The 24,865-nt window shown below is 50.4% G+C and carries 17 protein-coding genes; 7 read left to right on the top strand and 10 right to left on the bottom strand.

What is annotated here, in order from left to right; all coding sequences use genetic code 11:
• Positions 1-38: 38 nt before the first annotated feature.
• On the bottom strand, positions 39-353 hold the full coding sequence (locus D1646_RS12195; RefSeq protein ID WP_160636724.1) for a cell division protein ZapA: 315 nt from the start codon (positions 351-353) through the stop codon (positions 39-41).
• Between the two features lie 508 nt (positions 354-861).
• Between D1646_RS12195 and D1646_RS12190 the strand changes: the two genes are divergently transcribed.
• A complete protein-coding gene (locus tag D1646_RS12190) occupies positions 862-1,308 on the top strand; it encodes a GNAT family N-acetyltransferase (RefSeq protein WP_160636723.1) in 447 nt (148 codons plus the stop codon).
• A gap of 125 nt (positions 1,309-1,433) precedes the next feature.
• Here the strand turns inward: D1646_RS12190 and D1646_RS12185 are convergent, their stop codons facing one another.
• Together D1646_RS12185 and D1646_RS12180 are read right to left on the bottom strand one after the other, a co-directional pair.
• Complete coding sequence (locus D1646_RS12185; RefSeq protein ID WP_160636722.1) at positions 1,434-2,732, bottom strand: tyrosine-type recombinase/integrase; 1,299 nt, start codon at positions 2,730-2,732, stop codon at positions 1,434-1,436.
• 105 nt (positions 2,733-2,837) lie between these two features.
• Positions 2,838-3,500 carry a helix-turn-helix transcriptional regulator gene (locus tag D1646_RS12180; protein WP_160636721.1) on the bottom strand — a complete coding sequence of 221 codons (663 nt, stop codon included), beginning with the start codon at positions 3,498-3,500 and terminating at the stop codon, positions 2,838-2,840.
• A 174-nt stretch (positions 3,501-3,674) separates the two neighbouring features.
• Here D1646_RS12180 and D1646_RS12175 point away from each other — a divergent pair, with 174 nt between their 5' ends.
• Genes D1646_RS12175 through D1646_RS12160 form a run of 4 tightly spaced genes read left to right on the top strand, consistent with a single transcriptional unit; the run spans position 3,675 to position 6,593 of the window.
• Positions 3,675-3,890 (top strand): helix-turn-helix domain-containing protein, encoded by a 216-nt coding sequence (locus D1646_RS12175; RefSeq protein WP_160636733.1) that lies wholly within the window; start codon positions 3,675-3,677, stop codon positions 3,888-3,890.
• A 4-nt stretch (positions 3,891-3,894) separates the two neighbouring features.
• A complete protein-coding gene (mobC, locus tag D1646_RS12170; protein ID WP_160636720.1) occupies positions 3,895-4,224 on the top strand; it encodes a plasmid mobilization relaxosome protein MobC in 330 nt (109 codons plus the stop codon).
• Between the two features lie 21 nt (positions 4,225-4,245).
• Entirely contained in the window at positions 4,246-5,208 is a 963-nt protein-coding gene (locus D1646_RS12165) for a ParB N-terminal domain-containing protein (protein ID WP_160636719.1), read from the top strand.
• Entirely contained in the window at positions 5,190-6,593 is a 1,404-nt protein-coding gene (locus D1646_RS12160; RefSeq protein ID WP_160636718.1) for a relaxase/mobilization nuclease domain-containing protein, read from the top strand. The genes D1646_RS12165 and D1646_RS12160 overlap by 19 nt, the downstream gene beginning before the upstream one ends.
• A 254-nt stretch (positions 6,594-6,847) precedes the next feature.
• Here the strand turns inward: D1646_RS12160 and D1646_RS12155 are convergent, their stop codons facing one another.
• The 5 genes from D1646_RS12155 to D1646_RS12135 form a co-directional block, all read right to left on the bottom strand.
• A complete protein-coding gene (locus D1646_RS12155) occupies positions 6,848-12,097 on the bottom strand; it encodes a DEAD/DEAH box helicase (RefSeq protein WP_160636717.1) in 5,250 nt (1,749 codons plus the stop codon).
• Positions 12,090-13,139, bottom strand: coding sequence for a hypothetical protein (locus tag D1646_RS12150; RefSeq protein ID WP_160636716.1), 1,050 nt, complete (start codon positions 13,137-13,139; stop codon positions 12,090-12,092). Before D1646_RS12150 ends, D1646_RS12155 begins: the two co-directional genes overlap by 8 nt.
• A gap of 8 nt (positions 13,140-13,147) precedes the next feature.
• Entirely contained in the window at positions 13,148-15,865 is a 2,718-nt protein-coding gene (locus tag D1646_RS12145; RefSeq protein WP_160636715.1) for a hypothetical protein, read from the bottom strand.
• Complete coding sequence (locus D1646_RS12140; RefSeq protein ID WP_160636714.1) at positions 15,862-17,472, bottom strand: hypothetical protein; 1,611 nt, start codon at positions 17,470-17,472, stop codon at positions 15,862-15,864. The genes D1646_RS12145 and D1646_RS12140 overlap by 4 nt, the downstream gene beginning before the upstream one ends.
• A gap of 205 nt (positions 17,473-17,677) precedes the next feature.
• Positions 17,678-18,055 carry a TnpV protein gene (locus D1646_RS12135; RefSeq protein ID WP_160636713.1) on the bottom strand — a complete coding sequence of 126 codons (378 nt, stop codon included), beginning with the start codon at positions 18,053-18,055 and terminating at the stop codon, positions 17,678-17,680.
• Between the two features lie 681 nt (positions 18,056-18,736).
• Here D1646_RS12135 and D1646_RS12130 point away from each other — a divergent pair.
• Together D1646_RS12130 and D1646_RS12125 are read left to right on the top strand one after the other, a co-directional pair.
• Entirely contained in the window at positions 18,737-20,176 is a 1,440-nt protein-coding gene (locus tag D1646_RS12130) for a glycine--tRNA ligase (protein WP_160636712.1), read from the top strand.
• Between the two features lie 4 nt (positions 20,177-20,180).
• Entirely contained in the window at positions 20,181-22,136 is a 1,956-nt protein-coding gene (locus D1646_RS12125; RefSeq protein WP_160636711.1) for an LTA synthase family protein, read from the top strand.
• 55 nt (positions 22,137-22,191) lie between these two features.
• Here D1646_RS12125 and D1646_RS23720 read toward each other — a convergent pair whose 3' ends face one another.
• Entirely contained in the window at positions 22,192-24,042 is a 1,851-nt protein-coding gene (locus tag D1646_RS23720; protein WP_160636710.1) for a M23 family metallopeptidase, read from the bottom strand.
• 228 nt (positions 24,043-24,270) lie between these two features.
• Complete coding sequence (locus tag D1646_RS12115) at positions 24,271-24,570, bottom strand: hypothetical protein (RefSeq protein ID WP_160636709.1); 300 nt, start codon at positions 24,568-24,570, stop codon at positions 24,271-24,273.
• Between the last annotated feature and the right edge of the window lie 295 nt (positions 24,571-24,865).

Here is a 24,865-nt window from a genome sequence, read left to right as displayed (position 1 = left end):
ATCGGATCCGCCCGACTGTGCCGCCGGGCGGACAGAGCTTATTTTTTGCTTCCCAGCTTAAAAATCTCTCGCTTGGCCTCGGACAGCTCCAGCTTCAGGGTGTTTGCCTCCTCCAGGTTCTCCTTCACCTGACGGCGCAGGTTTTCAGCGGCCTCCTGCTCCTTCAGCAGCAGGTCCGCCACATTCATGGCCGCCAGCACCGCCGCGTCCGCCTGAGAAAGACGTCCGTCTCTGGTCACCTCCTGAAGCTGCTGGTTCACCAGCTCGGCGCACCGGCGGACATAGACCTCGTCCTCCGCAGCTACCATGGTGTACTCCTTTCCGCCAATGGTAACCGCCACTCGATTTCTCATTTCCCTTCCTCCCCCTTATTTTGGGGCACACTTCCCCAAATTACAAGATGGAAACATTATATCACATCCGGGCACATTTGGAAAATAAATATTCCATGAATTTTAAAGGTAAATATTTTGGAGGGTGGGACGACCCTAGCCTGCCCCTTTATGACCCTGTGAAGCAGGGGCGGGATTGACTTGTAAGCACTTCTTCTACTTAAACACTCAAATTGAAGCAGCTTTCCTAAGACAATCCCCCGCCTTCGCTTCGCTCAAGGGCCCCCTTTGCCAAAGGGGGCAAGCGGCTTCGCCGCTTGTGCGCTCCTGCGGCATCACAAGGTGAAACGACCCCGGCCCGCGCTGCAAATTTTCTCTGCTTTGCGAATTGAAGAAACGCAAAAAATCCCTTTTCTCTTCTGTGTTGACAGCTTTGCCCGTCGGTGATTTCACCAACGCAGGCTTGAACATGAATTTTGGCTATGATATAATCAGCTCGACAAATCAGAATTTGTAAAGGAAACAAAAGATGTATATTAGAAAAGCAATAATAGATGATTTATCAAGAGTAGCTGAAATATATGTATTCAATAATCGGATAAATTTTTTTCCTATATTCAAAGATGAAAGTTTTTCCTTTGGGGAGCTGCAAGTTGTTTCATTAGTAGATAATTACTTCAAAAAAGATGAAATTATCAAAAACATATATGTATTTGATAATGTGGTGATAAAGGGCTTTATTCAAATGGACGGAACAGAAATTTGTAAATTATATGTAGATACGTCTTTTCAAGGCGAGGGAATTGGCAATAAACTGATTGAATTTGCAATGAAAGAACTCCATGCAAATAATTTATGGGCATTAGAAAAAAATATTAGGGCAATTTCTTTTTACCAAAGGCATGGCTTTCATTTGACAGGTCAGAAAAAGTTTGAAGAAGATACCACCGAATATCTTGTTAAGTTAGAAAGATAAATTCCAATTTATCGGGTAAATCCTCTAAAAATCCTGATATATCAGGGCCTTCCTCCGATTACAAGTTCAAACCTTATGTGTTTTCCCTTGTTTTTGCCCTTACGGGCTGAAACAAGGGAAAGTTTTTACTTCCCACCGACCACTTTGTCCAGAAGCCTTGCGGATGACCGCTTGGCCTCCCGTGTAGAGTGGGCGTAAATGTTCATCGTGGTACTGACATCGGAGTGTCCGAGAAGTTCCTGCACGTCCTTCGGCGCCGCCCCATTGGACAGGAGATTGCTCGTGAAAGTGTGACGGAGCATATGGAAATGGAAGTTCTCCAAGCCCTTTACCTTCTTCTTCGCCTGACGGCACATGATGCTCACCGTCCCCGGTGTCTCAATGGCCCCGTCAGGCCGGAGGCAGACAAAGGATATAGCCCTATACTCCTCCGGCACTTCCTCCGCACCGGGGCGGGTGTAGACCTCATAGTAGGTGCGGTCCTTCTCGCTGACTTCGGTGTAGTAGTTGAAGCTGTAAAGTTCCCCATAACGCAGGCGGTTCTTGCTTTGCTCCCGTTTGGCCGCTTTGAGGATCGCCGCCAGCGTATCGCAGAAGTCTACCGTGCGGACTTTTTTCCGCTTGGTGGCTCCGATCTCCGTCTTATGTCTCGCCCCGTTGTAGCGAATGCTCCGCCGTACCGTCAGATACTGCTCATCAAGGTTGATATCCTGCCAGGTGAGGGCGCAGACCTCCCCAATGCGAAGTCCGGTGTAGTAGGCGATCTGGATGGGGAGCAAAGCCGGGTTCTCCTTCTTTTTCAAGAAATCCTCCAATGCCCGGAACTGCTCATGGGTAAGGGTTGGCGTGGAGGACGTATCGCCATCTTCCTCGGAGAATAACTCGTATTCTTCCTTTCGACCCCGCCAGACCACATACTGCATGGGATTGAAACTGATAAGCCGCTTGGGGAACACCGCGAAGCGGAACGCCCCTTGCAGGACCGCCGAATACTGCCGCAAGTACCCTTTACTGAGCGCCCTGGCCTCTGTGCCGTCCGGGTTTGTCCCGCCGAAGCTGAGAAAGTCCATATACGCTTGCAAGTGGTCAGCGGTGAGGCTTTTCAGCTTTCGGTTAGCGATTGGGTGCTGTTTGATGCGGTTTACTGTCCCCTGGTAGGCCATCACGGTGCCGTTGCTCAGATTTCCGGGTTTCAGTTCTTCCTCGACCCACAGATCAAGGAGACTGCCCAGCGTTAGATTGTCCGGCTTCGCCACGAACTTCTTTTCCTCGTAGTCCTCCATTGCCTTACGGAGAAGGGCTTCTGTCTCGGACTTGCTTTCGGTGCCGGGGCACTCCTTCTGCACCCGGTTTCCGCTCTCGTCCTCAATATAGAACCGATAGTACCACTTTTTACCTTTTTTGCGCACAGAACCTTTTGCCATAGATTAAAATAAAACTCCTTTCTATCCGCGGCAATCGGAACTGTGACGTATGATGTGCGTTCAATCATGTCACGCCAGCCAGTATAGTAGCTGGCTTTTTTGTTGTCAAGGTGCCACGGAATTTTGCTCGTTCAATCGTTCGCGGGCTTCTGCGCTGATGTTCAGCAGGTCGCCCATCTTTACCTTGTCACGGCCTTGGTCGTAGAGGTGGTAAAGCCCGTCCAAAAAGCGTTTCATGTCCTCAATGGGGGCCTCCATCTCTTTGCGGTAGACCTTCTCTGTGATATCCCCGGATTCAATGGCGTACCGCATGAGGGACTGCTTTAGGCCCTCGTCCGCCGCAATACGATCAGCTTCCTCCATCGCCCTGGCGAAGTGGACGCAGAGCACGGAGTAGAGGTCCACGATCTGGCCCAGGAAGGTGGTCAAAAGCTGCTGGCGCGGTTCGCCCTGCACAGTAGTCATCAACTCGTCCAGATAGGCCGAGATGTGCTTCTCTATATCCATCTGGCAGAGTGTTTTGGGGCTGTACTCTTTTTCCTCAGACAGTCCCGTCAGCCATTCTGGGGTAGTGAGAAGCGCCTCCGCCAACCCGTTGATAATCATGGTGCGTTTCGGGTCTACGCCGTCCGTTTCGTATCGCTGGATGGTGGACTTGTTCACGCCTACCCTCCTGCCGAGTTCCGGCATGGAGATTCCAAGGTCGTTTCTGCGCTCTTTGATGCGGTGTCCTACCTGTTCCGATGTGAATGGTGTGTTGTTTTGCAAGTGGTGTCACCTCCTATCGAATATGAGTATATCACAAAGGAAATCATATTGCAACTCTATTTTTCAAAAAATTTTATTAGATACGCTTAAAACGAGTTGACAACCAGCAGCAAACTGACTATAATAAACCAGCGAGAGTTGCAAAACAAGTACATTGAAGGGAGCGTGATACCAATAGCAACGATCAAGATGGGTATGACAATTGAGGAAGCCGCCGAGTGCAGCGGTATCGGGAGGAACACCATGCGGAAGCTGGTGGAATGGAAAAAGATTCCTGTCCTCAAGGTTGGGCGAAAGGCCATTATCCGCAGCGATACGCTGGAACGGTTCATGGCGGCCAACCAGGGACGGAATCTCCTGGTCAGGGATGATGTGCGGAGCGTGGAGTGACAGGATGGCAAAAAGCGGTGGTATCTATTTCAAGGTCACAGACGAGGAACGGGAGTTGATCAAGCAGAGAATGGCACTGGCGAATATCCGTAACATGAGCGCCTACATCAGAAAGATGTGTATTGACGGCTATACAGTCCATTTGCAAATCTCGGAACTAACTGAGTGCGCCAAACTTCTGCGGTACATATCCAACAACGTAAATCAGATCGCCCGCCGGGTCAACTCCGGCGGCGCGGTCTATCCTGACGAAGTGGACGAGATCAAGACAAGATTGATAGAAACCAGCGGGCTGTTCGGGAACATTTTGGAACGGCTTTCCAAGATAAAATGATTATCAGACGGAGGTGTTTAGATGAAAATCGCAATCAATGAAATCAAAATAGGCGTAGGGAGACGGGATGCCAGCTTAAAGGGAATCGATGAATTGGTCCGCAGCATTTCCGAGGTTGGACTTCTGAATCCGATTACAGTTGACCCGGATCACACGCTTATTGCAGGTCTGCACCGGCTGGAAGCGGCGAAACGGCTGGGCTGGACGGAGATCGAGTGTACGGTCTGCGGTTTGGAGGGGCTGCAAGCAGAGCTGGCAGAGATCGACGAGAATGTTGTCCGCACGGCGCTGTCTACGATAGAGTACGGGGAACTGCTGGAACGGCGCAAGGAAATTTATGAATCCCTTCATCCAGAGACGAAGGCGGGAACGGCCCAGGCCGCCGGGATGAACCGGGCTACCGGCAAGCACGTCAGCGACAAAATGTCGCCCACGTCAAAATCCTTTGCACAGGACACCGCCGCTAAGCTGGGAGTTTCGGCCCGGACGGTGGAGCGGACGATGCAGACGATGAAAGGATTGACGCAGGAAACACGGGAGGTTTTTCATAATTTCCCGAAGTACAAACTCTCTCAGAGCAACGCAGCCAAACTCGCACGTTTAGAGCCTGCAAAGCAGAAAACAGCGGCTATTCTGCTTGCGTCCGGTCAAATTCGATCTGTGGATGAATACGAGCCAGAGCAGGGAAAATCGCCGCGAAAATCAAAACAGAGCAAGGAATTTCTGGAAAGTGTTGCGGAGCTGAAGGACCCTACAAAACACGTTCTGGCTGATTCCGAACTGCTCCTTTCGGATTACAGAGCAATGATCCGCGAGGTTCAGCGGCGAATGGATTCCTACCGCCAGCCGCATTACGAGGACGCGATCTCCTCCTTATCCCAGCCGGAAATCGCTGAATTGGAAAGTCTCGCGGATTCCTGCTGTGAGATGATGCAGGATTTTGTCAAGCAAGTCAAGGAGGGCAAGTGGCAGCAACACGACTGATGCCCCTGCACAGCGGCAAGGGTCGGACCGTGGCGGAGGCCCTGAGCCGGGTGACGGACTATGTGAAGAACCCGGAGAAAACTAATGGCGGTGATCTGGTCACGGCCTATCAATGCAATCCGACTATCGCTGACCAGGAATTTCTATTTTCCAAATGGCAGTACGCCGTCTTTACCGGCAGGGAATGGAAAGATAATGACGTGATCGCCTACCATTTGCGGCAGTCCTTCAAACCGGGAGAGATCACGCCGGAACTGGCGAACAAGATCGGCTATGACCTCGCTATGTCGCTGACGAAAGGGAACCACGCTTTTATCGTCTGTACCCATGTGGACAAGCATCACATTCACTCACATATCGTGTTCAACTCGACTGCCCTGGACTGCACCAGAAAATTCCGAAACTTCTGGCGATCCTCTTTTGCGATTCGCAAAATCTCCGATATGCTGTGCCTGGAAAATGGGCTGTCGGTGATTGCGGAGCCGAAGCCCAGCCGGGGCAGCTACGGCACATGGCTGGGAGAGGACAAGCCGCCTACCGTCCGGGGACAGTTGGAGCAGATAATCGACACCGCCCTCGGTCAAGGCTGCAAGGATTTTGACAGCTTCCTCGCCGCGATGAAAGCGACGGGAGCGGAGGTAAAGCGGGGCAAACATCTGGCGTCCAAAATTCCTAACGGCAAGCGGTTTGTCCGCTGTGATTCTCTCGGTGACGATTACACCGAAGCGGCGATTATGGAGCGAATTTCCGGCAAGCGAATTGTCGCTCCCAAGGCAAAGGCGGCGGCACAGTCCAAGCCCAATTTGCTGATTGATATTCAAGCGAAAATGCAGCGGATCAATTCTCCCGGATTTGAGCGGTGGGCGAAGATTTTCAATCTCAAAGAGATGGCAAAGACGGTCATGTACTTACAGGAAAACAATCTGACTGATTTGGGAGAATTGGAAAAAGCTTGTGCTGCGGCATCTCGGAGATTCAACGATTTGGGCGCTCAGATGAAAGCCGCTGAGCAGAGAATGAAAGACATTTCTGAAGTGCAACGGCATATCGGAACGTACTCCAAGACCCGTGAAGTTTACGCCCAATATCGGAAACTGACAGGTAGGAAACAGGCCAAGTTTTACGAGCAGCATTGCAGAGAAATTGAAGATTGTAAAGAGGCAAAGCAATACTTCAATTCCCTCGGTTTGAAAAAACTTCCGCTTATGCAATCGCTGAAACAGGAGTATGCCATGTTGCAGACAGAGAACAGAAAACGGTATCCGGAGTACAAGCAGGCAAAGGCAAAAATGATAGAACTGCTCACCGCAAAAAACAACGTGGATCGGATTTTGGGTGTGACCAAAAAAGAGAAAAATCGTGACCGCCAGCAGGAGGCGCGGTAATGATTTTTCTCTCCCTGCGGGTAGCAGCAGACGCCGAAGGTGGCTTAAAAAACCGGGCGCAAGTGCGCCCGGTTTTACAGGGGTTTGGGGGCGGTCAGCCACCAACAAGTACGCGCCGGGTATATACCGGCGCATTGCTTGCCGCTACCGACTTCAATATATCCTACATCACCCTCATAGGATGCTTACCCCTTGTTTGAGCTACAACATCAATTCTGCGTCTGGGGCCATTCAAAAATACTAGGACAATTTGTTTATAAAGCAACTCTTCTTCGGATTTCGGTATCTGCTGTGGGGAGTGCATATTCTAAAAGCTTATCAGAGATGCAAACAGCATCTGGAGGGAGAAGATCAATTTCCCCACTCCACATAGCTGGATATGCAACAATTTCTCTCCTGCTTTTACCCTGGCCAATATAGTGCCTAATACCATCGTCGGAGAATTGGAGGTCGCTATCCAGCGCTTTCAAGGGTGCCAGCAGTTGTCGTTGCCGTTCAAAGGACAGACTGTCGGGCAGGATACCTTGTTCCGCCCAATCCAACAAATCAATAGCAGCAAAACGGTCTAAAACATCGTGATGACGCTTGTTCCAATAGTGCATCAGGCAGTCATGACAAGCACTCCCACATTTTGACGGGCAGTCGGCCAGCACCAATCTGGTTTCTTGAAACAGCTTTTTTGGCATATCGGCTAGGGCAGCGCAATATCCCGCTCCACTAGAAAGGCTGTCAAATAGGAATACATCTACATATGCTGTTTTTCCGTCTGGCGCATAACGTAGCCGATAACCACTTTTGATTTCATTAAACTCAATATCCAACAGCCGGCCACCAGCCAAGGTCATCGCTTCTGCCAAGGTTTGCCCAGCCCTGGTAATCCACAATCCCCGCACATCAATGTTGATTTTTGTGGAATCCAAAGCTATTTCATATACAACTAGATCTGTTCTAAACTGATGTCCAAGGAATACCGTAGCAATACCGCTTCCATCGTGGTGGCACTGATAGTACTTGTGAGGATGTCGATAGGGTTTCGGCAGTCTTTCCAGAGGAGTATTATTGTCCGCTGGAGCTGCAGCGCCACAGTCCATACAAACGGAAAAGCCTTTGGAGCCGACACCCTTGTTCACGATAATCAACGGGTCATCCGAGCGCCTAGAGAATCGCAAATGCGCAAAATCAGCGGGCATTTCCATTTCGCTATCTTTTGGCGTAATTGAATAGCAGGGCGTTTCTGCATAAGACATATCTGCAGTTGCGTATACTTCTTTTGCTTTTGTTCCGCTTATTGGCGCAAATCCCCATGGTTTCAATAAATGTTGCTTTTTAATATTGGAACTTCCACAGAACGGGCAAGTAGTCTGCAACTCAAGACCCATCCAGTTGCAGCTTTTTTCATCACAGAAATAGAGCGGTTTGAAGTACTCTCTACTTCCGAAATAGGGCCGTGCTGGATGCTCCTGCTCATTCGCAGCAAATTTTGAATGGAAACTATAAATTCCTCCAGATTTATATGTCTTTTTATTGACTACAACGACACGGCCAGGTGCATATTCGCTGATAGCAAAATCCAAGGCCCGTTCCGGCTTCTCTTTAATCTCAGAGCCGTTATAGTCCTCAATATAGAATCCCACCACATCCCTGGGGAAAGAATATGTTGGGAAAACACCCCCCTCAAGGAACGAATCCAACAAAGCTTTTTCATCTCCATCATCGGTTCTATACTGCTCAGGAGCGTCTTCAACTTTTCCTTTGAGTGTAGCAAGTTGATCCAGGAAGCTCTTTTTATAATCAACTATCTGAAACGAGACGCCTTCTGGTATCAACGAGGTAAGATCATAGCTCAATGTGTGTGCGTCCGAGATATATTTTATAAAATCTTGATAGTAGTTGTCCAAAAACTGAAAAATACCAATCTGGTCCGCACTGATCCCAACCTTATCACAAAACTCTGTTGTGCAAATTACATTGAAGTGACGCTTGACAAGTTTTTCATTTGCCACATCAATCCAGGGAGTGCGCGGATCACCAGAAATAATTTTCTCTGGATTGTTGAAATAATAACCATCGTGAGGGCGGTTATCTGTATAGGTAACAATCGTGGAAATAGCTGCACTCCGCCGTCCGGCGCGTCCGGCGCGCTGCTGATAATTCTCACGGGCGGGCGGGATATTCCTCAGCCCCACAGCTGTCAGTGAACCAATGTCGATACCGACTTCCATGGTGGTCGTGCAACTCAGCACATCCACAGGGCGGTCATTTCCTGTATGAACATTTTGGAACCGCATTTCAAAATCCTCGGTTGTTGACCAAGTCTTTTGCTTCTGGTCTTTATGAGACAACTGTGCAGTATGCTCTTCGGTGTTTATCCGAGTCATCAACGCCTGAGGATCTCCATGAACTGCCCGTAGCACAGAGGTGCGCCAGAAATCTAAGCCGTGCAGTTCAATATCCGTCATAAGTGACGGGGTACCCTTCCCACAATGAGCACACTTTCCAAATACAGTAAATGGGAAGACCCCGCTGCATCGAGGACATTTGTACCATTCATGATCCTCCTCAAAGCGCAAAGTAACCATGTTTAAATTGAGGTACTTACAGGCTGTATTCTTTCCCTTAGCTAGGAAAAGCGAAAGTTGCTTTTTTATAACGTCGATCTGAGGAGTTGTAAATCCAGCAACTTCCAACATGGCACGGATACGAATCGGAAGTTTGTTTTCATCTTCTACTCCTAGTCTTGGATACGATGTGATTTTTTTACGGACATCATCGTCAATTTCAGATCCCAATGCATACTGTGAGGTCATGATTTCCATTGCCCATGCAGCAAATAGCTCCTTGAATTGATCCAATGTCAAGGGAACGTTTGCTGTTTGAAGCGCGTCTTCAATATCATCGAATATGTCGTCTTCATCGTTACAAGGTTCTAGCCAGCACAGAGCTGCATCGGTGAGTGAGCGGAAATTACTGCACATCTGTCTTAACAGGTGCTCATAGAACTGATCTGGGACAGATGTTGCAAAGCCTTGTTTTGCTGCGGCACGGTATTTAATTTCCCCCTTCTTCCGATCGTAATAATCGCCCATATCTTGCAACGCTTTTGCAAGATCTTTCTCGTCATCGCCATAGAAGAAACATAGTTTATGCTCATAAGCTACCTTCAAAAACACAACATATAAGAGGCTGAGCGTTGGATAACGATCCTCGCCATCTTTGGCCCACTCCTGTAGCTCTTTTGCAGCTAATGTTAGAGCTTTTCGCATGGCGTCTACATCTGCGGCACTGGTAAGATCCCGTGCTAATACGGCTGCTTGTTGTCGGCTATCAGAGAATAGTAGCACTTTTCTTCCTTGATTTACTAAATCACGATATTTCGGAACAGGTGGTTGAGCATAGAATTGTTCAAACACCACATTGTAGAAGGGCTCATTCCCTTTTGTGGAAAAATCCGTTGCAGCAAATCGCTGTTTGGCACATTTAGGGCAAGTCTTGAATGTACAGATATTGGGATGTTCTTTAGAGGGCGTTTGGCAATAAGCGACTGTAATATAGTTAGGTGCTCCGGTGTGGTCGTTATACCTATCTAGCTTTCCCGTGATGGCATTCAGCCAAGCTATTTGAATGTTTTTATGCTCGTCCTTTCTGTAGCTGCCGTCATCCGGCACAATATAAAAATGGCTCTCCTTGATGCTATGATTTAGCTGAACTCCAGGAGTACTCCACACAAATGGTTCTGCACTATCACCATCATCCATATAGCCTCTGAGAAACAGCGCCCCACACGAGCGTTCATTGATTAGCTCATAAATCAATCCTCCACATTCACAACGCATCCCTGGCTTCTTTAGGTAAACATGTCCAAAGCTTAAATTCTGGTGTAACTTGGTGCAGTTAGGGTTGGAGCAGGCAAAAAGTCCTTGCATACCGCGGAACAGCATATGCAACCGGGCCGGATAAAGTACATTGCCACTGGCATTCTCCGCAAAGGGAGCAATGGCCAGCAGAACCTCTGTTGCCTTTTCCGCAACATCCTTGGGGGCCTCACGGAATGCTTCCTTTGCCAGTTCCACAAAACTGGATGCATTCCCACGGCTCTTCTGTATAATACGCAGCATGGGGTTACAAGTTTTCAAAGACTCATATAGCCAACATTTTATGGCGGCTTCATCAGCAAAACTATCAGGTATTGATATTCCTACACGCTTTGCAAAATCCTTGATTGCCGTAATTTTTTTGTCACCGTCCAACTGCAACGCATCCAGATCATAATCAAATAAAACCTTTGGATCAAATTCCGAGCCAGATATCACAACCGATTCCTCTGTTCCCCGTATCAAACGAAACCGATTATTCTGGAAGGTCTGTGCTGTCAGTTCGCAGGCGAAGCGATACACCTTTGTTTCCTCGATCTGTCCTGGAGGAACACTGGCACTTGTGAGAATGAATTGAACCCGGCTTCGATCAATGCTCAACTTGTGCAGGACCCTTCGTATCAGCAGAGCCACCTCTCCTCCGGAAGAACCGCGATACATATGTGCTTCGTCCAATACGAAAAGGAGTTTATTCTGCGGATCGCTGTCCAGCCAAACACGCGTATTGTCCCAGATATCCTTTTCAATCGGCCGCATTAGGATGTACTCCAGCATGGAATAATTGGTGATCAGGATGTCCGGGCAATACATCTGCATCTCCTGCCGAGTTACCAGTTCTGCGTCTTCCGCATCCGTTAAAACTGGCGCATTCATCTTCAATCGGTCAACAAATGCTGAAAAATCCTTCTTGGATGGAAGTTTCCCCAACTCGGCCAGTTTTGCCTTTACTTCATCACTTTGCTTTATAATATCTTTTTCATAAGTTCTTGCTAGATCTCTGTTTTTTCCTTTATCGCTATTCCCAAAATAAGGTGTGCGACCAGTGTACATCCCGAATTGGGGAACTCTTCCTTCCAGTTTCAACTCCCTAAGCAGATCGTGAAAACCACCTTGTCCATTGCCAATCATACGGCGCAATCGGCCCATCTGATCCGAAACCAGAGCATTCATCGGATAGAGCATGATAACCCGGACACCTCGCTGCTGCCAGGTTTTGGGAGAGCGCATCATCTCCAACGTCAGCTTTACTGCAATGGGCCACATAAAACATTCTGTCTTACCGGAACCCGTGCCAGTGGAAACCAAAATGTCCTCACCTTTGCTGAACGCTTCCAGTGCTTCAATTTGGTGCTTATAAGGATTGGAAAATACGCCAAGATTTCGATTTGCCATGCCAGTCAAAATTCTTTTTGAATCCGCGTCCACTGAAGCAGATTCAATGCCATTTTCAACGACAGAATATGCACGGTTCGCCTCAATATATGGTTCCTGATAAAGAATGCCCTTCTCTTGGAGTTCCTGTTCACAAGCAGCTCTAAGGGCATCGTTTTTACCCAAATACTCGGTTGTGATATAGGTTAGCAGCCTTTTCCTAATAGTTTCATGGGTATTCTGTACACTATAGTTATCCATCTGCCATTTCCTCTCTGACAACAATTCCTAATTTTTCTAAATATATCTTTATATAGGCCCAGATTGACAACGGCATATCCCACTCTAACTTGTCCGATACAGAATTGCATGGCCAGGCAAAAGATTCCAGCAACCTGTTTTCCCATTCCGGGAGATAAAATCTGAGTTTCAAGTGAATATGATCTTGATATATCTTCACATCTGCGGCAAGATCATTGCCAGCTACTCTTCGAAAAGCAAATTGAAAACGTCGGTATTCCCCTGTCTCGCGAAGGAATGAATCGATACGATGAAGTTTTGCTTTCTCTCCAGGCTTTATAAGCAAATACTCGGTAGGAAGCAGACTAGCAGTGCGCCTGGCAAAAACAATGCCTTCTACCGGAGTAGGCGGAACATCCTGCCAGCATCCATAATTGGACCTCACTTTACGGAATGGATTAAAATACTCTACATCTTCTGGCAGGTTGGCCGGTTTCCACCAAGCCGACTTGATGTAATTTTTCAACCATTTACAGGAATCTATCCTATCATTTTCTTTAAAGAGATATTCTGTCTGCTGTCTACGGATCATAGCGATCCCTGAATAAGAGAAAGAAGTGTCCAGTAAGTAACCCTTTCCGCATTCCAGATCAGGATTAAGCGGAATGACCGACTCAGGGGCAAGGGTCAAGTTTGTCTGGAAGCCTACATTCAGCAAATCCCCGTGACGGACGAGGCGAGAGCGGATTAATTGAATTGCCTTTTCATTTCCGGGGGTTGTCTCAAACCATAACTTTGAGGCAGGAAACCTACATAGCATCTCTGTGAGGATGCTGTCACATCGATCCAGAATGTGCCTTCGGCTTACGCCCTTAGTTTCCTGACGATTTGTATTTTGGTCGGGAGATAGTGAAAACGTAATAGGAGCATCCATTGCGGCAGTTTTAATCCAGCAGGCCATACCAGAATAAAGAAGCCGGTTTATAAACTGCGGTTGGTTCTCGTTGACGAACTGACGAATATTCAAGTCAGTAGCCATTGCAGCCATCATTTCATCTGTCATACTGTGCCTCACAAGTACCTGGAAAGCTCGCCTTTTTCGACATCTATTCCGTTCTCCTTGAACTGTCCCAAAAGGTTTTCCAGATTTCCGCTGGCCTTTGCACTGAGTAGGAGCTGGGTTAAAATACAGATATCTGACTGGATAGAACTGTTTGTAGAAACCATGAAACAGGAATAGTTCAGTAATGCACGATTGCTAATAATTTGTGCAAATGGCTTGAGCTGCTTCCGCTTTTCTTTCAGCTTGTCCGGACTCAACTCTTGGCAAAAAGCAAGTTCTGTCTCAAATACCCTGAGATTACCCTGCGGGAGATGTATGAGGCCAATATCTCCATCAACAAACATGGTCCGACTCCAAATAGCAGGAGGCAAGGCTTCCGTGGGCGTACCCTCGCTAGAAAAAATCAGAATACATTTATCTAAGTTACAGGTATTTTGCAAAATCCCATTAAAAACATTGGGTGAATAAGCGTCCAACGCGCCGTTGATGAGATACACTTGGGGAGAAGATGCATCCTTTTTTTGACGCAAAAGATCGCATAATTCAGTACAGCAAGGCTTTCCAGTTGAAATATGAATCGATGTAGCACCATTCAATCCAAACATCGCAGCGAGACAATCCGCAATTACTTCTGAATTAGAATCACAGATAATCGGAATATGTCGGCCAACGGAGAAAGAGAGAATTTGCGAAAGCTCTACGGATCGTTCCTCAGAGTAACCACAGCATTCAAAATTCTCAGCCAGACTATCCTCAAAATCAGATAAATCCGTGATCGTAGCAGCGATTTCACTTGCATTGACTGGACGAACGAAAACCGATAGTGCAGTTCCATTATGTCCAGAACTTTTGGCATTCACAGGTGATGTGAATGCCAAATCACTAATAAAATCTGCTGCGTTTTGGCGAGCCTCAGCAATACGGCCAGCAACCTTTTCCTCCACGGCGCTGGCCAATGCTTCCTTCTTACTAATTTCAGACTGAAGCGTTTCCATTTGCTGCCGCAAATTATCCTGCTGGTCTTTCAATACGGCCGCGTCCTGACGTTGTTGCTCAGTTTCTTTTGCTGCTTCCGCTAACGTCTGCTGAGCTATGCGAAGTTGTTCCTCATTTTCAACAGACCATTCTTCGTAAAGCATGTCTTTGCATTTGGACATCAGTGCGCTGTTTCTTTCGATTACTGCAGACAGAACATCAGCATTAATATCAGAACCGTTCAAGGATTTTTCGGCCTGCTCAATGAACTCAGACACATATTCTTGGGCATCCTCAATCGAGCAACCGTAATTTTCAGCTACCTCGTCATATAGGGTCGATGTTTCCAATGACCGCAAATAGGCCAAACATCTCCGTGCCTCATTTACACCAAGGCCCTGTTGCTGAAGAGTACTCACCTTTGTTTTGGACAATATGATATCTTTCACCAGTGCAAGTGGGGTTTTTACACTTATAATCTCTGTGGGGAGATCTAAAGTCAAGTTTTGGCAAAATATTCTGGTGTTTATGATAAGCGTATTCCGAATATTGACATGAAAAGACGGCAACGTAAAAACAGACTTTTTTAGTTTTGCAATCCCGTGTTGTATATTAAAGTCATCTATGTTACATAGCAAACCGGAATATTGTTCGCCTACCAGCAACATGGAAATCAACATTTTCTTCCCGAGTTTTTCCGATGGAATACCATCCAAAAGCCGCGTGGCAATATCTTCCTGCTTTGTGCAACCAGAAAGAACTACTATTTCAATAGGCATCATCTTGGCATCAAATGCTGAGTCAATGCGGTCTTTTCCCGGATCATCTTCCCTGGGAGTTGTGTTCCAATGCCAAATCCCAAAGTAGTTTATAGCAGATGGACCATCGTTTTTGTAAAGCATATCCCTGTTTTCAAACCCATAGGGAATCGATTTATCAACCCGAAACGGTATTAAGCGGTTGTCGTATATGTCCGCCAATCGCTTAAGCCATATTTGCCCATAGCTGTTAAGAGTAACCTGACACAAAGAAGTATGTTGATATTCCTTATATGCCTCGTTTTCCTGTAGAATATCAGCATACTCCTCCCGCCGGTAAAACCGCTCCAGTTCGGCTTGCATTTGCGCTATTTTTGTGACAGCTTCGGACAATTCATCTTGTTTGTGACCCAGTTCCTGCTGGAGCACAAGCTTGTCAGCGATAAGGTTTTCTCGTGTATGCGCATATGCTTCACGTTCTTCCGCCAGTTCGCGTTGAACACGCTCTAATGAATTAGCCAATTCCGTACCTGAAGATTGTTTGTCCTCTCTTTCAGTTTTCTCTGCGCATAGAAGTGTTACTGCGGCCTTGATAAGAGAGACATATTCCTCTGGAACAGAATTACCTTCAAGCTTAAAGTACAGTTCAACATGACCAGAGAAAACATGCGAACCAGCTAGGGCCTGTATCATAGCCACATCAGTGGTAGCGCCGTTTTCTTGAAGAGATATCATTTTGTCATGAATCCTCTTGTGGCATGTTTCGACAAATGAGTTGAGAAATGTAGCCACGAAATTTCTATGCCGATTTCTGACTATCAGATCGATAGCCCGTTGGTCGGTTAGCGCCTTTGCACGGAATCCGGATTGCAATTCAACAAAAGCAGCAGGATTTTTTTGAAAATAGAGTTTGATTTCCTTCGGTGTAATTAGCTCACATAAATACTCGACTTCTCCATCCGTAAGGAGAGCAGATAAAGCAGGCTGAATCATTTTGAATCCTCTCCTATCCTAATTTTCCCCATGGGAAATAGGGCTTTTAATAGCCCCAATTGGATTTTTCCACCACTAATTTCACTACAGATAAATCTCGCAAGTTCGACATTTCCTTTTTTGCTGTAGTCTCTTACAAGCTGGGCCATCCATACAGGTGCAGGGACTAACGGACCATATCGATGCATCCTTAAATCAGAGAGAATACAGAGTTCATTTAACTGTGTCGTACTTGTGTTTTCCTTTGCATGGCAGTAGAAGAAGACGCTATACTCATTGTGCTCCTGAACAACCCAATAAACATCTTCGGGGTACTCCAAGGCAGGCATTGGGGTACTGCCTTCCCTAATCGTCACATGCTGATAAACATGGCCCTTACATCCGATTATTAGCTCCATCTTTGCGTTTGCTTTCACTGATCTAACCATAGAAAGCGAAGCCTGCGTAAAGGTTTCCCAGTCAACAATATTTCCGCTGCTGTCTTCCATGCTGAACTCATAGTAAAAGGTATGAGAGGATCGTAATGATCTTCGGTAAAACACCTCCCGGCCCACATATTTCCTATCTATTGAAACCGCTATTTCAGAGCTATGAAATGGCAAAATGATGCTGCCTTTCACAACATTTAGTTGGGAAACCGAATTCCCAAGATAAAAATAGACGTTCGGTGTATCGTTCCCGCTGGACACAGAACAATACAGCTTTTTTGTTGCTGACGCTACGGGAGCTTGTGCATCTTGCTTCAATGCAGTAGGTGGCCATAAGGTTGTCAGTTCCGGAGTTGTCTCCAAAAGCCAGACGCCAAACCTGGATCTAAAATAGTTGTTAATTAATAAGTACCGATTGGTATCCTTTATAGACACATTGATGGTTAGTTTGCTGACAGTAAGTTCGCCATTCTTCAGACGAATAGAGCCAATACGATTAGTTTGTATTTCTGGATAGGGTGAAGAATATGGCTGCTTTGTTACCAGATAATATTGCTTTCCAGAAGAAATACCATCGCCGCGATGAATCTTTCTTCCGCTTTCCTCACTGTATTGGAAAAGTGCTCCACCTATTTCAAATCCATCGGCGTAGTTGGTCCATTTTTGCCTGATGCCAGCAACACCTTCAGTGTTCCGAATCTCAATGGTATAATTCTCATCGGCAGGCGGGATAAAATCCACAGGTAGCAACGTTGATTGATCCGCAGAGAAAAGAATGGAACTCACCCTAAACTTGCATTCCTGTCCACCGGCTATGACTCGAACGTTTGCTTTTTGTCGTGTCACAAGATCCAATGTTTGTTTACCCAGCGGCGGAAAGGATATTCCCAAACAATACCGTTCTCCGGTATTGGGAACGATGTACATGGAAAGTCCTGTCCGCTCATATAGGGACAATCCAGAGCGGCCATCTACGCGCTTATCGCATTCCGGGGTACTTTCTGTCTGCTTCTGATGGTAGAATTCCCCATCGCCTTTGGCGCGAAAAAAAACGGTTTCCCCACATTCCGGGCAAAAAAAGCGTTCCTTTCTGCTTGGAATATATGAAAGCGGCAAGAATGATTTAGCAGCAACCTCCCGTTCGTGGCCAAGTATGTACCGATCGACAGCATATCTCATTCCAGCATATCTCCTTGTTTTCCATAGGCAAAATTAAATTAAAAAAATTAATCTAATTGTGAACATTTTACAAGATACGACAAAGATAGTCAAGCCGGATTTCTGTTGATATAATGTGCCCTGTACGTGGTAATCTAAAATTTTTCTCGGATCGGCAGATAAAATGGCGGCAAAGAATCATCTCTGCCGCCATTTTGCTTTTGATTTACGCATATATGATTTCTCGGTATACAATCTCTATTGCGCTTGCCCCAATATTGTTCATCCTGACGACCCACGCCATTTGGTCGGTTGCTTTGAGCTGTTCCGTTATGCCTTGGTGCTGGGCCATCTGCTCCACCAGCCGGGAGAGCACGTCTTCGGCCTGTTGGTCAATGTCAGCCAGGTAGCTGCTCAGCTTGCCGCTCAACAGCAAACTGGTGTAGCGGGCCTTGCGGTGTTCCTTGATGTACCGCAAGTGTCGCCGACCCCACAGACCGATGGGCTGTTCTTCCTCTGCTGGTATGGTTAAGCAGGGGATGTAGTAGTCTCCCTGCCGCTCATACCATAAACCGTTGTTCTCGTCAAAAATGTACTTGTCCATTTTGAAGTCCTCCAGTATAATATATTCGCACATACGTCACAGTTCTCTAATTACCACACTTTGTTATATCATGTTACGGGATTTTCTTTCCCTTGCTTTTGCCCTTATGAGCAGTCAGGACAAGGGTAACATCGTGTGAAACTGAATAAAGGGATAAGGCGAACTCACTGCGAAAAATCCTTTATTTGCAAGGCTTTTGGAGGACTTTATTAACGCCCAATGGCAAGGGATAACTCCCCTTAAAATCGGGCAATATCAATTCCAGTTTATCGGGCAGCCGTCCATGTCGGGCGGCTGCTTGTTTCGTCATTTTGATGATTGAAAAAATTTACAGGCGTCCATCAACACGAAGAAGAAAAGGGATCGCAAAAAATCCCTCTTGACAGAGGAGGGAAAGTGGCATAAAATAGGGAGCTACAAAGCGACGACAGGGAGGAGTACCCCGGGACCTGGAGCCAAGAGAGAGGATGTACGGTGAAAATCCTCCGACGGCCCGGCGGGAAGGCGCCCTGGAGCGCAGGGAGGAAATGCCCTGCCGGTCCCCGCCGTTACCGGGACAGAGTGCGCGTCAGCCAGGCGCGAATTCAGGTGGAACCACGGACAGTATTGTTCGCCCTGAGCCAATTGCGGCTTGGGGCGTTTTTTTGCCTTGAGCCAGACATGAAAAGGAGTGTTGTCACAATGAAAAACAGCGAAAAGACCATGGAAAAAATCGTAGCTCTGTGCAAGGGACGGGGCTTCATCTTCGCCGGCAGCGAGATCTACGGCGGCCTGGCCAACACCTGGGACTACGGCCCCCTGGGTGTGGAGCTGAAAAACAACATCAAGAAGGCCTGGTGGAAGAAGTTTGTCCAGGAAAACCCCTACAACGTGGGTCTGGACGCCGCCATTCTGATGAATCCCCAGGTGTGGGTCGCCTCTGGCCACGTGGGCGGCTTCTCCGACCCGCTGATGGACTGCAAGGAGTGCCACGAGCGCTTCCGTGCCGACAAGGTGATTGAGGACTGGTGCCAGGAGAACAGCTTCGACCTGGACCACAGCGTGGACGCCATGAGCCAGACCCAGATGAAGGAGTTCATCGACCAGCACAACATCGTCTGCCCCACCTGCGGCAAATTCAACTGGACCGACATCCGCCAGTTCAACCTGATGTTCAAGACCTTCCAGGGGGTCACCGAGGAGGCCAAGAATACCGTCTACCTCCGCCCCGAGACCGCTCAGGGCATCTTTACCAACTTTGTCAACGTCCAGCGCTCCACCAGAAGGAAGCTGCCCTTCGGCGTGTGCCAGATCGGCAAATCCTTCCGCAACGAGATCACGCCGGGCAACTTCATCTTCCGCACCCGGGAGTTTGAGCAGATGGAGCTGGAATTTTTCTGTCAGCCGGGCACTGAGCTGGAGTGGTTCGCCTACTGGAAGAACTTCTGTCACCAGTGGCTGCTGGACCTGGGCATCCGGGAGGAGAACCTGCGCCTGCGGGACCACGACCCGGAGGAGCTCTCCCACTACTCCAACGCCACCACCGACTTCGAGTTCGCCTTCCCCTTCACCGAGTGGGGCGAGCTGTGGGGGGTCGCCAGCCGCACCAGCTTCGACCTGACCGCCCACCAGAACACCTCCGGCAAGGACCTGACCTATTACGACCAGGAGAAGAACGAGCACTATATCCCCTATGTTATCGAGCCCTCCCTGGGCGTGGAGCGGATGCTGCTGGCCTTCCTGTGCAACGCCTACGACGAAGAGGTGGTGGGGCAGGACAAGAAGGGCAACGACGACGTGCGCACCGTCCTCCATCTGCACCCCGCCCTGGCCCCCTATAAGGCGGCTATCCTGCCCCTGTCCAAGAAGGAGGTCCTCTCCGGCCCCGCCCAGGAGCTGTATCAGCAGCTGTCCAAGGACTTTATGGTGGACTACGATGACACCGGCTCCATCGGCAAGCGGTACCGCCGTCAGGACGAGATCGGGACCCCCTTCTGCATAACCCTGGACTTCCAGACCGTGGGGGACGACTCCACCCCCGCCGACCACTGCGTCACCGTCCGCAACCGGGACACCATGGAGCAGGTCCGCATCCCCATCAGCGACTTGAAGGGCTGGCTGGAGGAGAAGCTGTCCTATTGACCCCATGTCCCACATCCTAATCCTACAAAACCGCCTGACCCCGCCGCCCCGGTGGCGGTGGCCCCTGGCGGTGCTGGCAGCTCTGCTGTCGGGTATTCTGTGGACGGGGCTGGCCTTCCTCATTGAGATCCAGTCCCTCCCCGGTGTCTGGACCCTGCTGGGCCGGGAAAAATTCGGCCTTACCGCCCTCTTTCTGGCCCTGTGGGTGTTGGGGCTGACCCTCCTGTGCAACAGCCTGTTTGCGGGCAATCTCATGGTGGGCCTGGTTGTGGTGATTTTGTCCTTTGTCAACTACTTCAAGGTCCTGATTACCATGATCCCCCTGCTCCTGGCCGACTTCTCTCTCATTGGCCAGGCCGCCAGCATTGCCGGTCTGAACAGCTCCTCCCTGGTCCTGCGTGGGGGCAGCGTGCAGGCCATCGCCGCCGGAACGGTGTGGCTGGTGCTGTGCCTGTTTTTCTCCAGACCCCTGCGGCTGAACTGGACCTGGAGCGCTCTGGTGTGGGCCCCCCTGTGCGCCCTGGCCCTCCACGCCCTCTTCTGGCTTGGAGCGGAACCCCTGGTCTACCCCGCTATGGGGGCGGATATCAATCAGGCCATGTCTCAGGCCACAGCCAACAGCGCCTGCGGAGTCCCCCTGGGACTGTGGCGCGCCTTCTATTGCAGCCGCAACCGGAGGGTCTCGGAGGAGTACTCCCCGGAGTATATGGAGGAGGTCCTGGCCCAGACCCAGGACTATGCCAACGTCCCCAGAGGGGAGGAGGGGCGGCAGCCCCATATCATTCTGATCCTCTCCGAATCCTTCTATGATATCACTCAGATTGATGGGCTGTCCTTCCCGGAGGACCCCATTGCCGGCTTCCACGCCCTGCAAGAGGAGGGGATCTCCGGCAAGTTTGGCAGCCGCGGCTTTGGCTATGGCACCTGTGACATTGAGCTGGAGGTACTCACCGGCATCAACTCCGGCCTGCTGGACAACGAGCCGGAGAACAGCTGGCCCAAGGAGTATTTTTCCAGACTGCCCGCCGTCCCCGCTCTGCTCCAAGCCCAGGGCTACTACACCTCTATGGTCCACATGTACAACGACTCGGTATACAACCGGGGGGAGTACTTTGGCTCCCTGGGCTTTCAGGACATCTACTTCTGTGAGGATTTTGCAGAGATCTACCCCCCGGCGGCCCAGGCGGAGAATTATAATGAATATATGATCTCCCGCAAGGTGGGCCCATATTTCTCTGACGACCTGCTTTCCGACCTGCTCATCGCCCAGTTCGAGGCCAGGGCAGGGGAGGGGCCGGTCTTCCTCTATGGCAGCTCCATGGGCAACCACACACCCTACCCCCTGGACAAGTTCCGTCCCGAGGAGATGACGGTGACCTGCCAGTCCGGCCTGACGGGGGAGGCAGCGGAGCACTTTCTGGTGTGTACCCAGGGGCTGCACAACGCCAGCGAGGCCCTGGTCAAGCTGACCGACTACTTCCGGGACCGGGAGGAGCCGGTGGTCATTGTCTTCTACGGCGACCACCTGGCCGGTCTGGGCCTGTCCACCGGCGGCACCGCCTACTCCGCCCTGGGACTGGCCCCCTGGAGCATGGACGGCTGGGCTCTGGAGGACTATGCCCACCTCTACACCACCGATTACCTCATCTGGTCCAACGACCCCAGCTATCTCCCCGGGGATCCGGGCAGCCGATACGACACCGGCTGTCACTACCTGGGCAGTCAGCTTCTGGAGCTGGCAGGCTCTGACCTGCCCCTGTACTGGCGGCTCATTTACAAACTGTCCCAGACCCGGGTCGTGGACAGCGCCAATTACCACCTGAGCCGCGGGGGAGAGCTGTCCTCCGACCCGCCCGGTCAGGGCTCCGACGGCCTGGGTCTGTCCCTGCTCACCCACCTCCTCTATGACGCCACATATGGCAAGCAGTACGTGACAGAGCAGTTGTGGGAAATCCCATAGCCCTCCGTCAGCAAAAAAGGACGCCTCCCCTTGGTGTGGGAGGCGTCCTCTCGTGTTATTTCAGGTAATTGAGGGGGTTCACCGCCGTGCCGCGGACCCGGACCTCGAAGTGGCAGTGTACACCGGTGGAACGGCCCGTGCTGCCCGCCTTAGCAATGGCCTGGCTCTGATAGACCTTCTGTCCCGCCGACACCAACAGGCTGGAGTTGTGGGCATAGTAGGTCTGCATCCCGTTATCGTGGGTTATAATGACCAAGTTACCGTAGCTTCCCTTGTACCCGGCAAAGGTAACGGTGCCGCCGTCCGCCGCCTTAATGCGTTCACCGTAGGTGGCGTGGATATCCAGGCCGGAGTGGTAATTGGAGCTTCCGAAAATCTTCCGCCCCCCGAAGTAGGAGTTGATGCGCCGGCTGCTGGTGGGCCAGATGAAGGTGCCCTTGGACGCGGTCTTGGGCTTCTCCTTGGTCCCGATGGCTTTCACCGTAGTGGTGGGCTCCCGAAGGGTCACGCTGCTGAGCACGGTACGCTCCCGCTCATAGCCGTTGACATAGACCACGTCGGCCTCCACCTGGGCCTCGCCCTCCTCGCCCTGGGTCACGATCTTGGAGTCCCCCTTATACATGGAGCTGTCCTCCACCGTCTCCACCGGGCACTCGATGGGCTCGGTATAGGTGACCCGCTCGGTGGTCTGAACGGACAGGGCGGGGACCACCTCCTTCACGTTGAGCACGTCCCCCACCATCAGCCGGTTGATGTTGGCGTTGGGGTTCAGGGCCATCAGGTCGCTGAGGGACATATCGTTGCGGTAGGCGATGCCATTATAGGTGTCGCCCTTGACCACGGTGTAAGTGGTCTCACCGGTGGTATTGGCCTTGAGGGCCTCCTCAATCTGGCTCACATCCACCAGATTGTCCACTGCATACACCGTTTCCACCGAAAGGTCCTCCACAAAGCCGGAGGACACGGTATACTTTGTAATATACTGCTCCTTAATGCCGTCCAGCATAGTGTTGAGGGCGGTCTCGTCCTTTACCGTACCAATGACCTGGCCGTCCAGGGTCACCTCATAGGCCCGCAGCTGGTCGCTGACCTCGTTGAGCTGCCGGTAAAAGAACTGGCTGATATCCCGTTCCTGACTCAGATCGCTTTTCAGGGTTAGGCCGAATGTATAGTCGATGTCCCCCTCCACCTGATAGTCATAGCCCAGCAGCTGGGTCCCCCGGCTCTCCACCGCTTGAATGGCCTGGTCCACCACACTCTGGTCGGCCACCACGCCCACCTCCTGGCCGTCCACAATCACGGCGTAGCTGGTGGAATAGAGGGTTGTCAGGGTGAGGGCCGTGCCCAGGGCCGCCGCCACCAGCAGGAAGGACACCGGTCCCACCGCCACATTTCCAGCGGCAGCGGAGTGGAACAGGTGGGTCCAGCGGCGGATGTGGATACGGCTCCACTCCGCTGCGGACTGAAGACGGCGTCTCCACTCCTCCCTGCGGGCGGCAGAGGGATCTTGAACCGGTTCGCATCCCGGCCTCTGGGGTCTGGTCTGGGGACGGGTCTCTCTCCGCTCCGAAACCGCCTGAGGACGGTTCACTCTCTGCTCCGGGGCCACCTGGGGACGGGACACGCTCTGCTCCGGGACCGCCTGGGGACGGGACGCGCTCCGCTCTGGGACCGCCTGGGGGCGGGGCGCACTCTGCTCCGGGGCCGCCTGGGGGCGGGGCGCGCTCTGCTTTGGGGCCGCCTGGGGACGGGATGAGTTCTGCTCCGGGACCTTCGGGATATCCGTCTTCTTCTCCGCCGGGACCTCGCTCTGCCGGACAGCAGTCTCCTTCCGCTGCTCCAAAGGCGCCTGCACAGACTCCTTCTGCTGTTTTCCGGTCCTATGCCGGCGCTTCTTATGCTTCATGGTCGTTACCTCTTATGTCTCATGGAAAAATGACAAACGTGAAAAAAGAGTTACAAAATGGTAACAACAATATACACGTTTTCCCGCCTCCCGTCAACCCCTTTTTCCCGCTTCCCGTTCAAAAAGTTTTAAAAAAATGTAAATAATAAAACGCCAGAGAAAAATCTCCGGCGTTATCTGCAATAATTGTGTTAAATTCGACGAAATCGCCAAGCCGTTGCCGCCCCCCTAAAGCACCACCCGGAGGATAAAAACCAGCGTCATCAGCACCACCGCAGCACTGGCACAGGCGTCCAGCATCCAGGCCCTCCGCTCCCTGCGCAGGCGGCGGCGGGTCCTCTTGTCTAATGTCAGCACCACAGGACGGAAGGCGGGCTCCTCCTGCTCCCAGCTCTCCTCAAACTCCTCCATCTGGCGGGCCAGGCTGTCACGCTGGGCCAGAGCCGCCCTCTGCCGGAACTCCTCCAGGTCCACCACATTGCCCTTGTGCTGAATAAAGTTGGAAGTTTTGTAGTACATGGTCTGCATTCGTCATCCCTCCGCCCCTGTTATTGGGGTTAGTATAGACTGAGGTATGTCCCAAAAAACGGACTTTTTCCCCTTCTTCAAAAACATCTGTTCTACTTAGAATATACAACAGACGTTCGATTCTGTCAAGAAAAAATTCAAAACTTTGTTCGATTTTTTCTTTTCCCCATAGATGCTGGCGCTGCTTCGCATTGAAATCTGAAATAGAAGATAGTCTGCCTAATAACCACCCCCCGCCCTTTGCCAAAGGGGGCAAGCGGCTTCGCCGCTTGTGGGGCCCTGCGAAGCAAGGCTT

Source organism: Pseudoflavonifractor sp. 60 (assembly GCF_009911645.1).
In the GTDB taxonomy this organism is placed as follows: Bacteria; Bacillota; Clostridia; order Oscillospirales; family Oscillospiraceae; genus Lawsonibacter.
Note: the sequence above shows the minus strand (reverse complement) of the source record. Positions and strands in the feature narration are given on the sequence as shown.

Coding starts and splice junctions, on each gene's coding strand:
- D1646_RS12195 (WP_160636724.1), bottom strand. CDS start 353: ATGAGAAATCGAGTGGCGGTTACCATTGGCGGAAAGGAGTACACCATG.
- D1646_RS12190 (WP_160636723.1), top strand. CDS start 862: ATGTATATTAGAAAAGCAATAATAGATGATTTATCAAGAGTAGCTGAA.
- D1646_RS12185 (WP_160636722.1), bottom strand. CDS start 2,732: ATGGCAAAAGGTTCTGTGCGCAAAAAAGGTAAAAAGTGGTACTATCGG.
- mobC (WP_160636720.1), top strand. CDS start 3,895: ATGGCAAAAAGCGGTGGTATCTATTTCAAGGTCACAGACGAGGAACGG.
- D1646_RS12165 (WP_160636719.1), top strand. CDS start 4,246: ATGAAAATCGCAATCAATGAAATCAAAATAGGCGTAGGGAGACGGGAT.
- D1646_RS12155 (WP_160636717.1), bottom strand. CDS start 12,097: ATGGATAACTATAGTGTACAGAATACCCATGAAACTATTAGGAAAAGG.
- D1646_RS12150 (WP_160636716.1), bottom strand. CDS start 13,139: ATGACAGATGAAATGATGGCTGCAATGGCTACTGACTTGAATATTCGT.
- D1646_RS12145 (WP_160636715.1), bottom strand. CDS start 15,865: ATGATTCAGCCTGCTTTATCTGCTCTCCTTACGGATGGAGAAGTCGAG.
- D1646_RS12140 (WP_160636714.1), bottom strand. CDS start 17,472: ATGAGATATGCTGTCGATCGGTACATACTTGGCCACGAACGGGAGGTT.
- D1646_RS12135 (WP_160636713.1), bottom strand. CDS start 18,055: ATGGACAAGTACATTTTTGACGAGAACAACGGTTTATGGTATGAGCGG.
- D1646_RS12130 (WP_160636712.1), top strand. CDS start 18,737: ATGAAAAACAGCGAAAAGACCATGGAAAAAATCGTAGCTCTGTGCAAG.
- D1646_RS12125 (WP_160636711.1), top strand. CDS start 20,181: ATGTCCCACATCCTAATCCTACAAAACCGCCTGACCCCGCCGCCCCGG.
- D1646_RS23720 (WP_160636710.1), bottom strand. CDS start 24,042: ATGAAGCATAAGAAGCGCCGGCATAGGACCGGAAAACAGCAGAAGGAG.
- D1646_RS12115 (WP_160636709.1), bottom strand. CDS start 24,570: ATGCAGACCATGTACTACAAAACTTCCAACTTTATTCAGCACAAGGGC.